The organism is Mesotoga sp., assembly GCF_035363035.1.
Taxonomy (GTDB): domain Bacteria; phylum Thermotogota; class Thermotogae; order Petrotogales; family Kosmotogaceae; genus Mesotoga.
Genome location: NZ_DAOSEH010000068.1, coordinates 1 through 12,194, shown reverse-complemented (window position 1 = coordinate 12,194; position 12,194 = coordinate 1). Strand labels below are relative to the sequence as shown.

Genomic DNA, 12,194 nt, shown 5'->3' with positions numbered 1-12,194 from the left:
CATGAAGAGAAGTTTTATCCTTGTTTTGCTGCTGGTCTCAACGTTCACGGTACTGTTCTCGATTGAATTGAAAGATTCTGGCAACCAGATGAAAGCGACGCAGCTGGCCGTTCTAGAAATCGATGAAACCCCCGCCACCGGTTACCTGTGGCACATAGGCGCGGAACCTTCCAATGTTCTCCGCAATTTCCTCGAAGAACACATGGCCGGTTCGGCCTTTCCGGGCGCACCGTCCGTCAAGGGCTGGATAATGACGGCCGCAAAAGAAGGAAAGGCGCTGCTTACTCTCAAGCTCTACAGAGACTGGGAGGGAGAGAGGAAGGCCATAGATTTCAGAGCGGTGACTGTAGATGTGAGCGGAGAGGAGAAAGGCCAGGTGGATCTGAAGATAGTGCTGAACGAGATGGCGCTCGGATCGACGGCGACCGTGACTCTGGAAGAGAATGGAAGCACCGGTTACACCTGGAGATATCATATTCTTGGAGAGGGCCTTCAGGAAATCAAGAAAGAGACCATCGCAGACACCAGCGGTCTGGTCGGGGCTCCCGCGAAAGTCATATGGACCTTTCAGGCCGTTGACGAAGGTTACACCACAATTGTGTTCAGATACTTCAGATCGTGGGAAGGGGAAGGATCGGCTGTAGATTTCAGGGCTTTCAACGTGTTTGTCGAGTGAGCGAAGTTATCAAGAAAGGGAAATCCGGGGTGAATTTATCTTGAAAGTACGTTTCAGCTGGTTTCGAGTTTCAGTCTTTCTCATATGCGTCTTTCTTGCGGGAGTATTCATTTTCGTTATACCCTCGGAGAAACCCGCAAGGCTTTTGACCGTTCTCAGCGAGTCGGTTCTGGTCGGCGCATCCCTTGTGGTGGCGTTCGTGCTCAAGAGGAGTCTCGTTCACCCCGGGATTCCCGCGGGGCTCCTGCTCATATCCCTGTCGGTCTATATGGATCTTCTACAGTCCATAACCGGGCTCATCCTCTTCGAGACGCTTGCCGTTGTTTTGTCTATTATAGCGGCAATCGTTCTACTATACTATATTGTGCTGCATGTGAGAAATCTGAGGATTATGATAATCGAACACGAGACCATAATAAACGGTTCCAACGAAGGGGTAATCTTGCGCAATCTCAAAGATAATACTGTTCGTTTCAACGAAGCGGCCCGCAAGATACTCGGCTATGAGCCCGAAGAGCTGAAAAGGCTCTCCATTTACGATATCGTGCTCCCTCAAGAGCTGGAATTTCACGGTGAGATGATGGAGAGAGTTATGAAAGGCGAAACGATATCTCCCTACGAGGCCAGGTACGCCGGAAAGAACGGAAAAGAGATAGACGTTCAGGTAAATGCCTCGCTCGTCAAAAACGATAAGGGAATCCCCGATTATATAATATTCGCCTTCAGAGACATAACCAGGATCAAAGCGATGGAACTATCTCTGAGGGAACTGAACAGGTTCCACAGGGCTTTGAACGAAGTGGTGACGGAAGCACTGGAGAGCGGTCTGGATAACAACGCATACCACGATTTTCTTTTTAGGTGTGTCGAAGCCTTTCCCGGCGCCGATGCCGGTGTTTTCCTGCTGAAGGAGGAAGATGAGAGGTTCCATTACGTTGCGGCCTGCAACTACGATTTTGAAGAACTCAAAAAGGTATCCTTCGCCACCGATGAACTGATCCAGGCCAACAGCGACAGGGTAACGGTGATAAAGGATTACGCTGTTGACTACGAGATGGACGACGAGCGTCAGAGAATAATCCTTACGGCCGGTCGGCTAGGAGAAATCAAGAGTACCATCACCATTCCCATACTCATCGACGGTAAGGTCATGATGTACTTCAACCTCGACAGTCTAAAATCCTCGACCGTTTTCGACAATCCCGAAATCCAGGAAATCGCCGCCAGCTTCGGCAGGGCGGTGGCCGTTCTTCTTTCGAGGCTTCGTCTGGAGAGAGAGCTGAACAAACAGCGCGAACTGTTGGAAAGGCTTTCTCTGGAGGATCCACTCACGGGCCTTCCCAACAGACGGTATTTCTTCGATTACTCGGCCAGACAGATCGAGTACCTCCGTAGAATGGGCGAAGAAATGACGATTCTCTATCTGGACCTCAATGACTTCAAAGGTGTCAACGATACGATGGGACATGATTTTGGAGATGAATTGTTGAAGGAAGTCGGAAAGAGATTGAATTCCATATGCCGCAGTAGCGATCTAATAGCCAGAATGGGCGGCGACGAGTTTGTTTACGTTCTGCCCTCTACCGGAAAAGAAGAGGCCGCCGAAGTTATAAAGAGGATAAGGAATTCCTTCAAAGAGCCTTTCATTGTTGAGAACAAAAGTATCTATCTTTCGACGAGCATAGGGGTAGCCCTCTTTCCCGAGGACGGTAAGAGTGTACGCGAACTGCTGATAGTGGCCGACGAGAGAATGTACTCCAACAAGGGCCGAACGAACGGAAAGACAAATAAATCCAGAATCGAGGAATGACCTCTCCTGTCAGCGCATGATAAGCCTGTATTTTTCACCGGCCGCTTTCTCTATCGATACATTTTTGAAGAATTCTTTCGCCGCGAGAAAGGCGTGGGCGAGAACTATCCCCAGATCCAACCAGTGGTGATTACCAAGAAGATCGGACTTTGTCCAGATGTATAAGCCGTCCTTCTGCACGCTGAATTTCCAGGGTTGTCTGTTCATGGCCGAGGGTGCGAGCCTGCAGGCTTCAAGTATCTGTAGTAGTTTCTCGTCCTGGGGGACAGGCCCTTCAACCAGAGCCGGGAGTTCTTTTCTCTTTCCCATACCGGTCAACAGATCGTTCAGAGAAAGTTTGCCGGTCTCCTCTTTACCCACAACTATCCCGGCCGGAGCGGCGTTGATCTTTATACTCGCGTTCCAGCAAGTGGCGAGATTCATTTTGGTGAGCTCAAGTACTATCTGCTCGCCCTGAAAACCGTACTCCACAAGGCATGAGGATTTGTCCGGGCAGGGAGCGTATATGACACCCGAACCCTTGTTGTGATCGGTTAGAACCCACTCCAGATGACGGGAATGGAGGGAAGAAACACCGGCCATGAATTCCTTGATATGTTTTTTCTCATCTTCGGAGAGGTTGTAAGGTAGGAATTTTCTTGTAGAATGCCTAATCCTTATCGTCTCGATTATCATTACTCCTCCTCCTTTCGCTTCACCAGGTACCGGCCTGGGGAATTTCTTTAAGCATTGACTACATTCCGAGGCTTCAACTGTTATGCGAACTTCCTGTCTGTATATTAGATTGAATCTACTGCGAATTTTGTTCGAGCGATCATTCACCGGATATATTGAAGCCTTCTATCATCATAGATTTTGGCCCCAGGTAATCGCTTTCCAGTTCGACTTCGCGCGATAGATAAAGAGATTTGATGTCTCTCAGATTGCCCGTGATCGACCCGCCGGTCACCGGTATTCTTTTTGTCCCATCGAAATACCAACCCAGTCTTATCTCTCCCCCGAAATCGCCGGTCGTCTCGTCCACTTCGACGGCGGAAAAATTGGGAACTTCCAGGTGTGGGCTGGATCTCATCTCTTCGATACCCATACTGCCCGGGAGCAGAGAAAAGTTCATTGCCGATCCGGTGGTTTCGACACCGAGGTAGCTGGAGTACCTCAAGTTGCCCCAGTACCCCTTGAGCAGACCGTTCTTGACTATATCTCTTCTCATCAATTTGAAACCATCCTCGTCGAAGGGGGCTGAAAAGTAAGATCCCTCCAGGTCTGGAACGAGGCTCAAGTTTATTCTGTCGCCTGTCTCGTCTCCCTGCACCGACTCTCCGGGCTCAACCTGCGAGATCCTATCGTACTTCATCCTGGCGCTCGACTGGTTGAGATAGTACCGCGCGACTTCTTTGGTCGGGTCGCCGGTGAGTATTACCGGTATCGCCTTAAGGGAGGGAGTCGATATGGCCTGAGATCTATCGATCGCCTTTCCCAGGAGATCGGTGATTCTTTCCTCTATTGTTCTCTTTTCTGGAAGCGATAGCAACAACTGGTCGTACAGCTCAACCTCTTCCTTCCCGGAGGCATTCACGATCGTCTCGATATACGTTCTGTATCGGGTGTAGGATACATCGACACCTTCGGAGTTGATTATCCTGTGGCCGTTCCTGGTTACGAACAGTTCCATCGAGTTGAGCCAGGCCCTCTCGCGGTTATCGGCCCTGAAAATCGCCCCTATCGCGTCCGATGAGAGTTCCTGAAGGTCGTGATCAGGCGGTTCCAGTCGTTCCACCATAGAAGAAACTAACGGATACCACGGATTCTTCACGAAACCGGCCGCAAAGGCAGCCTCGTCTATCGCGACCTGCAATTCGTCATCCGACATCGTGGGCGATAATCTGGTGCTGGAACTGCCCCTGTACTTCTTTCCAGATTCGTAGAAATCTCTGTAAACGGTGAGGTCGAAATGCCTCACTTTTTTCGCCCGACTCAGATCCAGTTCTCTCTTGACGAAGAAATATTCCTGACCTTCGATGAATTTCTCTTCTATTTTCCAGCCGTTTATATCGGCTTTCTGGAGACGTTTGACTATCTTTTCAAGCATTATCCCAACCTCGCTTTGGCTTTTATGTATGGTCCTCCGGAGGAAACCTTTGCGAATTCTTTGTGACCCTTGCCGCAGGCACCGGTTCCGGAAAGCTCGATTTCTCCGGAGACCATGGAGATCGATTTCAACAGGGTGGGAACATAACCGGTCATCATCACGGGAGACACGACCTTTCCGGTGAATTTTCCATCCTTTATCTCTCTCCCGTAGGCGATCACACACTGGATTCCCCAATTTTTCGGATCTTCCATACCGCTGTAATAATTCTCCAGGAGATATCCATACTCGATAGAAGAGATCATCTCTTCCAGAGAGTCGGACCCGGGGGCAAAGTAAGTGTTCGTCATTCTGGCGTACGCTTTGCGTTCGAAAGACTCCCTTTTTCCATTTCCGGTGGGTTCGGTGCCCAGAACCGTCGCCGATATGATATCGGATATACCTCGCTTCAAAATACCCCCGTTGATGATCACAGTGTCGTGGGCCAGAGTTCCTTCATCGTCGAAAACGTACGATGAGACTTCTCTCGCCGAAGCGGCCCCGTCGTGCATCGTGACAAGCCCGGAGGCGACTTCTCTGTCCATGTATTCCACGGCTTTCGCCCTTCCCTTGACGAACATATCCATTTCCACGCCGTGGCCGAAGGCCTCGTGAGCTATCAGTCCGGCCACATCGGGAGAACAGATTACATCGTAAACACCGGGCTCGATTCGCTCAGCCGATAGCAACATGCGCGCGTTGTCAACGACTTTGTCGATCTTGCTTTCCATTTCGTCGAGTATTTCCAGTCCTTTGAGACCCGAAAAGCCCTCGATACCGTATTTGGTGTCTCTGTCGCGCCTGGCCAGCACGTAAAGATACCCCTGAGACCACATGTACGATTGATAAAGGTCTTTCTTGGCCGATACGAAGAGCTTGCTGACCCTCACGTTCTCCATAAGCGTCATCACGTTAACTATCTCTTCGGAAATCGCATGGGCTCTGTCCCTTATGGAGGCAAGTTTCTGGATTATCTCGCCCGGACTCATCTTGCCGGGCAGTATCGCCACCTCGCCTTCGAAATCGATCTCGCTTTTCTCTTCCTCAGGCGGTGTCAGAGAAGTGTAAGAGAGCGAAAGCTCCTTCACGCTCTTCGAAGCGCTTCCCGTTCTTTTCCTTACGTATTCGGCGATTTCCTCGAGGGAGTCTTCATCTACTTCGTTGAATGAATACTCGAAGTATCTCTGCCCGTCATGCACCCTGATCACGAATCCCCTTTCCGACCAGTCGCTTCCCTTCACGGTGATTCCGGTTGTAGTGACCTTGTAGGCTTTGCCCGCCACATCGGTTCCGAGGATGGAGACATATGGATACGTCTCTCCTAGAAGCTCTACCAGCTTCTTCAAAGCGGGCTTTTTATCGAGTAAAAACCGAGATTTTCCAACTTTCATTGTCTACCTCCTGATTTTCCGTTGTAACTTGCCCTGTTCTGAAGACCATTATACTATAGTTAATCAATAAATGAAATAACTGAAAATACCACTTGATATTATTTACTATATGGCTCATAATATAGAAAGTAATTGAAGTTAAACTAAAATAGCGTTTTTCTGGTTGACCGGGGATTAACATCCCCGGAGAATTTCAACCACAAGGAGGTACAGGATGGTCGAGATCAGTTCAATAGAGAAGACCTTCGAAAGCAGAAAGAAAAAGGTGAAAGCCGTCGATGGAGTGAGCTTCAAGGCGCAACCAGGCAGAATATACGGGTTGCTCGGTCCCAACGGGGCGGGCAAGACGACTACTTTGCGTATTATCGCCACTCTTTTGAAACCGGATTCGGGTAAAGCGCAGGTGATGGGGTTCGATTCGGTCAAAGATGCGACCCAGGTACGCAAGAGGATCGGTTTCCTTACCAGCGACATGAAACTTTCCGGCAACTTGACCCCCAGAGAGTTGCTCCAGTTCTTCGGAGAACTCAACCATATGCAGAACGGCGATATAAAGAAGGCTATCAGGGAAATGGCCGAATATCTGGACATGGGGGAATTTCTGGACAAACAGGTCGGAAAGCTCTCAAGCGGTATGAAACAAAAGGCAGCGATGGCCGTGAGCCTTATTCACAACCCCGAAGTAATAATCTTCGACGAACCTACGAACGGTCTGGACATACTGACCGCGAGAACTGTAACGGAGTTCTTGAAGGATTATCGCAGGCAGGGGAAGACGATAATAATATCGACTCATATAATGGCTGTCGCCGAAAAACTATGTGACAACGTCGGTATAATATTCAAAGGCCGCCTGGTCGAAAACGATTCGCTCGAGGGCCTGTACGGGAAGTTCAACGAGGACAACCTTGAAGACCTCTTCTTCAAAGTGGCCGAAAGAGAGGGGGTAATGGAAAATGCTTAGAGACGTCCTCATCATCTTCAGGAAAGAACTGAAAAACGTTTTCAAAGATGGAAGGACCATCTTCGCGGTCCTTATACTCCCCATGCTGATCATGCCGATTATTTTCTTGGTGATCAACACCGTCAGCACCTCGCAGGCCAAATCCTTCGAAGAGACCGTGTACGAGGTGAATCTGGTGAATCTTCCCGATGAACGCTTCGAAGGGATACTCGGCGGCCTGATTAAGTACAGGGCCGTTCAGAACACAGACAAAGAGGCGGTTTTATCCAGAGACAATTATTTGATCGTAGAGTTCCCTGCCGACAGCGATCAGAGAATCGCGAGGGGCGAAGGGCTAGACGCGAAGGTTTACTTCAATTCGACCTCGAGAGGCTCTTCCTACGGCGCCCAGATGATTAGAAACGCCCTCTCGAATTACTCGAGCCTCTTGCTCGCCGACAGGCTGGCACAGCACGGTTTAACGCTGGCCGATCTCAATATGGTCAGCGTTCAGCAGGAGGATGTCGCCCCCGAAGAGTCACGCGGAACGGAGTTTCTCGCGGTTTTGATACCGTACTTTCTGCTGATATATATATTCTCCGGAGCAATGAACATAGGCCTTGATACCACCGCAGGCGAGAAGGAAAGGGGCAGCATGCCGGTCCTGCTCGTGAATCAGGTCTCCAGGACTTCGATAGCGATGGGCAAAATCCTCTATGTGATGATGATCGCGGTGCTCAACAGTGTCTTCACCTTCATTGGCCTGATGATCGCTTTCAGACTGGGAGGCCCGGCCTTCGGCGCCGGAGAGATGAACTTCTCGTCTCTTTCTCCTTCCACTCTGGCCGGACTTTTCGTAACACTTCTCACTATGGCAGGGCTGGCCGCTTCGATCATCGTGCTCCTCGGTTCGCTGGCCAGAAACATAAAGGAGGGCGGCGGCTACATACTTCCGATCTACATTTTCGCCGTAGTCCTGGGCGTTGCCACCATGCAGATGGAATCTCCGGACAACCCGCTCCTGTACATCATCCCGCTAATAAACTCGATATTCGTCATGAAGGACATAATAACCTTGCAGTTCGTGAGCTGGCGCTTTTTACTTATGCTCTTGAGCAACCTGACATATGTTTCGGTCCTGATATTCGCGCTGGCGAAGGTATTCAACAGCGAGAAGATAATGGATTCCTCCGGTTCGTAAAACCGGCCGGATCGACAAATTCGAAGCGCCCGATCAGGGCGCTTCGATTACTTTTACGGGTGTAGAGATCAGCAGCTCTTTGCCGTTGAAAGTGAAAACTCCCTCTATGTAGAAAGCGTTGAATGAGACTCTATCGACGATTATCTCCTCTTCTTTCCCGATCGTTTCGTATTCGAAGAAGGCCTTGCGAAAATCCCTGACGGCCGAGAGAGAGTGAAAAAGCCGCAATTCCACGAGCTTGGAGTCTCTCTCATCGACATTTAAACTAATTTTCACGTTCGAGGCGGTCTCTTCGAGAAAGATCTCGATAGAGGGAAATTCCAGCCCGGTGTTCAGATGGGAGATCATCCCCTGGATCGCCTGGGTGACCCTGTAAACTTCGGTGCCGTGACCGGCGTTGGGTGCGTACACCATGGCGGAGTAACCGGGAAGGTCGTCTATATAAAGGTTGGCGGCATCTACGGGCCAGTACGGATCGTTGGTTCCCACAACGATGAGCTTGGGCAGATCGAGCGAATCCCTGTAAGTAAAGGGATCCACCAATTCCAGAAGTTCTCGCTTCTTCGGATCGTCTAGGTCGTTGAGTATGCCGCTATCCACGTACTCTCTAATGGAACGGCTGTAGCTTCCCCAGAAGTCCAGCTGGTGCCGCATCTGGTCGGCGAGATTGAGGTTGTCGTAGGCTATCGGAACGATGCCCTCCACCCTCTCATCGATCGCCGCCGTGAGCCAGGTGGTCCACCCGCGTTTCGATCCTCCGCTCAGAACGAACCCCTCGACAGTGTCGCCGCTGCTCGAGGCGTAATCATGGATTAGGTTCATCGAAACTACAGCCGATTCGACCATCGGTACGAGCGCCGGCCACCGTGGATCACCGGTTCTGAGAAACTCAAGGAAAGTATGGCTGATCAGCCAGTCCTCCCTCTTTCCTCTAAAGAGCGGCTGGTTGGGAACGTCGAAGAGAACGGCCACGTACGCCCTGTTCTGGAGCGCCATCAGCCGGAATACCACCAGCTCATCCTCCGAATAAGAGTAGTCGCCCGTTATGAAGATCAGGGCCACTCTCGACTGAACACTCGGAGGCCGGATGATAAGCAGGTGGTTCTGCCATTGGATGCCCTGCCAGTTGAAAGGATTGAAAAGAAGGGTTTCTATCCTTATAAGTCCCGCCGACGGAGTATCCACGACCCGGGCCCCGGCTTCGGCCAGAGTTTCCGGAAGCGATTCCCCGTACACAAGTTCGCGCAAATTGCCGGCGCACGCAAAAGCGGCGAACAGAAGAAAGAGAAATAGATAAACGATTTTCGATCTAATCACTATCGACAACCTCCAGTAAAGTATTCGCGGCGTTGCGTATCCGATCCACCGCGGAGGCCTCGCCCTTGAGCCTTATGCCTCTGTTGTTCAAGATGAAATCGATCAAGTCTTCGAGATCGAAGAAGTAGTGCGTGAAAAGCTCGCCCGCCTTTTCGAAGACGGCTTTTTCTACCACGGCGTCGACGGGCAGCCTCCTCTTCCAGAGCATAGGCTCTTTCATATACTTTCTTCTGGATTTGCGGATCTCTATTATTTCGCCGACCTGTATGAAGAGAAGCCCGTCTCCCTCTCCCGGACCGGCGAATATCTCCTGCCTTTCGTCCGAACAGGCAGGATGGAAGTAAACGGCCCTTCCGTTTTCCAGCAGGACTCTGAGAGCCTTCTCCTCCTCAATCGCCTTCAGCAGAGTCTGTCGTATCTCGCTTCTGCTAGGGATTTCCATACCTAGCGAACCGGAGAAGAGTGAGGGAATATCGTAAGGCTTCGTATATGAATAACCGGACCTCTCTCTGGAATAAGAGAGAGGAGCCCCGAGATTGGTCCTCAGGTACTTGATATCCCTCTTGGCCTGCCTGGTGGATATACTGAACTTTTTCGCAAAATCGTCTAGCGAAGGCAACCCATCTTTCGAAAGATTGCTGTGAAGCCATAGAAGACGTACTTCACGGGACATAAGAAACACCTCCTGTCCCCTCAGCGCCGAAACACAAGTAGATCGTAAGCCGGAACAGATGCTAAAATATATATATTCAATTATACAAAAAACGCCCTAATATGTCCACAATATTCATACATAAAAGGAGTCTCTGATGATTAAAGGTATGATTTTCGATCTCTTTGGCACCATAGTTAGCAATCACAGACTCTTCGGACCCGTCTGCGAGAAGATGGCAAACGATGGCACGGCCGATTTTGAAGAGCTGGAAAACGAGTTTGTCAGGCTATACAGAAAGCACTTCAAAGACTATCACAAGTCGGCCTTTCAACCGGAGAAGTTCTATTACTATCTGCTAATAGACGAGATGATAAGGAAATTCGACCTGAGCGGAGACATCGAGTCTTACTGCAACTACATGTACTCTTCCTTCGGCAAGCTCCCGGCCTATCCCGACGCGAAGATCCTGAAGAAACTCTTCAGAGAATACACAATCGCGATAATCACCAACGCCGACACTTCCTTCGTGAACGAAGCGATAAGAAACAACAGAATCCCCCACCACGTCCTATTGACCTCGGAAATGGCGAGATCTTATAAACCCTCTTGCGAGATATTCGACCGGGCGCTTCATTTGATGGGCCTGGAGAGAGACGACGTGATATTCGTCGGAGACAGCATCAGGGTGGATATGATGGGGGCGGCCGGAGCCGGTATAAAGGGAGTGCTGATAGATCGTTCGGGATCTTATCCCGACTACGCTCCCAGGATCACAAGCCTTGAAGAACTCCAGCACATAGTCCTTTGAGATCGCTTTTCGCTTCGAGTCGCGACAAAGAAAACCATTCCTCTTAGCGGTCTTGACTATCACCTTGCGTCATAGTTTATGATTGGAACTGCGAGGAGGGGAGGCCGATGAACGTAAAAGAAGTGGCGAACCTTACCGGTATCAGCGTACGGGCGCTTCACCACTACGACAGGATGGGGCTCCTGTGCCCGCGGCGCAACCGGGAGAACGACTACCGAGAATACTCGGAAAGCGATCTGGACAGGCTGCAACAGATACTTTTCTTCAAGGAGTGCGGCTTCTCCCTGCAAAGGATACGCGACCTTTTGAACAGCCCGTCTTTCGACAGGGAGAAGACCTTCGAGCTGCAGAGAAAGTACCTGTTGCACGAGAAGAGGCGTATCGAAACTATGCTGGGCACACTCGAAAGAACCATCGAATCTCTGAAAGGAGTGAATATCATGACACAGAAGGAAAAGTTCGACGGGTTCGACTTTTCAAAGAATCCGTACGAAGAAGAGGCGCGCCGGCTCTGGGGAAACGAGACTGTGGAGAGAAGCAACGCCTTTCTCGAATCGAAGTCCGGGGAAGAGAGGGAAGTCATGGCGAAAACTATGGATGAGCTTTTCAAAGAACTGGCCGCGATCCGCAAAGAAGCTCCTGATTCCGAAGTGGCGCAGAGGGCTATCGACAGAATGTACAGACTCTTCAACGAGAGCTTCGGTTATCATTACACGCTCGACGTCTTCGCGGGAATAGGAAAGATGTATGTCGACGACGAGCGCTTCACCAGAAACATCGACAAATACGGGGAAGGGTTGTCTGTCTTTCTCTCGAACGCGATGCGCATATACGCCGAGCGTGGGGAATCGGCACAATGAAGAAGAGAGCCCCGGGGCTCTCTTCTTTTTAATCCGATAAATGTCGATACCTTACTACAGAGTGGAAAGGTTCACAATTTTCACTTGATCGTGAATGCCCATTGACCGCTTCCGGTGTATTGTGAGTTGGAATCGACGATTGCGATAGTGAGAACAACTGCCCGCATCCGCGGGTATTATCGCTTTAAGCGCAGCCTCTCCATCGCTCAGAAGGCACGAGGCCGAGTAATTTTCCGAAGGTACGTCGGTGATGGTGAACTGGATATCCGTCTCGGGTACGGAAACGGCTTCTCCCTCGAACGTGGTGACTCCCGCAAAGCTTATTGATGGAGATGTGCCGCTCGCTATAATGTTATCGTCGTTGATACGGAACACCACGGCCGTTTTTCCCGATGTCGGCGCGTA

At 50.4% G+C, this 12,194-nt stretch carries 11 protein-coding genes; 6 read left to right on the top strand and 5 right to left on the bottom strand.

From position 1 onward, the window contains the following. Both PKX57_RS09390 and PKX57_RS09385 read left to right on the top strand, forming a co-directional pair. On the top strand, window positions 1–676 hold a 676-nt coding region (locus PKX57_RS09390; RefSeq protein WP_213920217.1), incomplete at its 5' end, for a protease inhibitor I42 family protein. 40 nt (window positions 677–716) lie between these two features. Then, entirely contained in the window at window positions 717–2,486 is a 1,770-nt protein-coding gene (locus PKX57_RS09385; RefSeq protein WP_472416966.1) for a GGDEF domain-containing protein, read from the top strand. A 9-nt stretch (window positions 2,487–2,495) separates the two neighbouring features. On the opposite strand, the gene PKX57_RS09380 is transcribed toward PKX57_RS09385, so the two are convergent. From PKX57_RS09380 to PKX57_RS09370, 3 genes are all read right to left on the bottom strand, one after another. After that, complete coding sequence (locus tag PKX57_RS09380; RefSeq protein ID WP_472416964.1) at window positions 2,496–3,161, bottom strand: nitroreductase family protein; 666 nt, start codon at window positions 3,159–3,161, stop codon at window positions 2,496–2,498. A gap of 139 nt (window positions 3,162–3,300) precedes the next feature. Beyond that, window positions 3,301–4,575 carry a metallopeptidase TldD-related protein gene (locus PKX57_RS09375; RefSeq protein WP_472416962.1) on the bottom strand — a complete coding sequence of 425 codons (1,275 nt, stop codon included), beginning with the start codon at window positions 4,573–4,575 and terminating at the stop codon, window positions 3,301–3,303. Further along, entirely contained in the window at window positions 4,575–6,005 is a 1,431-nt protein-coding gene (locus PKX57_RS09370; RefSeq protein WP_472416960.1) for a TldD/PmbA family protein, read from the bottom strand. The genes PKX57_RS09375 and PKX57_RS09370 overlap by 1 nt, the downstream gene beginning before the upstream one ends. Window positions 6,006–6,219: 214 nt before the next feature. Between PKX57_RS09370 and PKX57_RS09365 the strand changes: the two genes are divergently transcribed. Both PKX57_RS09365 and PKX57_RS09360 read left to right on the top strand, forming a co-directional pair. Beyond that, window positions 6,220–6,969 carry an ABC transporter ATP-binding protein gene (locus tag PKX57_RS09365; protein WP_472411765.1) on the top strand — a complete coding sequence of 250 codons (750 nt, stop codon included), beginning with the start codon at window positions 6,220–6,222 and terminating at the stop codon, window positions 6,967–6,969. Continuing rightward, window positions 6,962–8,149 (top strand): ABC transporter permease, encoded by a 1,188-nt coding sequence (locus tag PKX57_RS09360; protein ID WP_472411766.1) that lies wholly within the window; start codon window positions 6,962–6,964, stop codon window positions 8,147–8,149. The genes PKX57_RS09365 and PKX57_RS09360 overlap by 8 nt, the downstream gene beginning before the upstream one ends. 33 nt (window positions 8,150–8,182) lie before the next feature. On the opposite strand, the gene PKX57_RS09355 is transcribed toward PKX57_RS09360, so the two are convergent. Then, window positions 8,183–9,466, bottom strand: a complete 1,284-nt coding sequence (locus PKX57_RS09355; protein ID WP_213920730.1) for a PhoPQ-activated protein PqaA family protein — start codon at window positions 9,464–9,466, stop codon at window positions 8,183–8,185. Next, a complete protein-coding gene (locus PKX57_RS09350) occupies window positions 9,459–10,139 on the bottom strand; it encodes a hypothetical protein (protein ID WP_213920731.1) in 681 nt (226 codons plus the stop codon). Before PKX57_RS09350 ends, PKX57_RS09355 begins: the two co-directional genes overlap by 8 nt. A 136-nt stretch (window positions 10,140–10,275) precedes the next feature. Here PKX57_RS09350 and PKX57_RS09345 point away from each other — a divergent pair, with 136 nt between their 5' ends. Both PKX57_RS09345 and PKX57_RS09340 read left to right on the top strand, forming a co-directional pair. Continuing rightward, on the top strand, window positions 10,276–10,929 hold the full coding sequence (locus PKX57_RS09345) for an HAD-IA family hydrolase (protein WP_213920732.1): 654 nt from the start codon (window positions 10,276–10,278) through the stop codon (window positions 10,927–10,929). Between the two features lie 107 nt (window positions 10,930–11,036). Further along, complete coding sequence (locus tag PKX57_RS09340) at window positions 11,037–11,789, top strand: MerR family transcriptional regulator (RefSeq protein WP_472416958.1); 753 nt, start codon at window positions 11,037–11,039, stop codon at window positions 11,787–11,789. The last annotated feature ends 405 nt before the right edge of the window (window positions 11,790–12,194 follow it).

Coding starts and splice junctions, on each gene's coding strand:
- PKX57_RS09340 (WP_472416958.1), top strand. CDS start 11,037: ATGAACGTAAAAGAAGTGGCGAACCTTACCGGTATCAGCGTACGGGCG.
- PKX57_RS09345 (WP_213920732.1), top strand. CDS start 10,276: ATGATTAAAGGTATGATTTTCGATCTCTTTGGCACCATAGTTAGCAAT.
- PKX57_RS09350 (WP_213920731.1), bottom strand. CDS start 10,139: ATGTCCCGTGAAGTACGTCTTCTATGGCTTCACAGCAATCTTTCGAAA.
- PKX57_RS09360 (WP_472411766.1), top strand. CDS start 6,962: ATGCTTAGAGACGTCCTCATCATCTTCAGGAAAGAACTGAAAAACGTT.
- PKX57_RS09365 (WP_472411765.1), top strand. CDS start 6,220: ATGGTCGAGATCAGTTCAATAGAGAAGACCTTCGAAAGCAGAAAGAAA.
- PKX57_RS09375 (WP_472416962.1), bottom strand. CDS start 4,575: ATGCTTGAAAAGATAGTCAAACGTCTCCAGAAAGCCGATATAAACGGC.
- PKX57_RS09380 (WP_472416964.1), bottom strand. CDS start 3,161: ATGATAATCGAGACGATAAGGATTAGGCATTCTACAAGAAAATTCCTA.
- PKX57_RS09370 (WP_472416960.1), bottom strand. CDS start 6,005: ATGAAAGTTGGAAAATCTCGGTTTTTACTCGATAAAAAGCCCGCTTTG.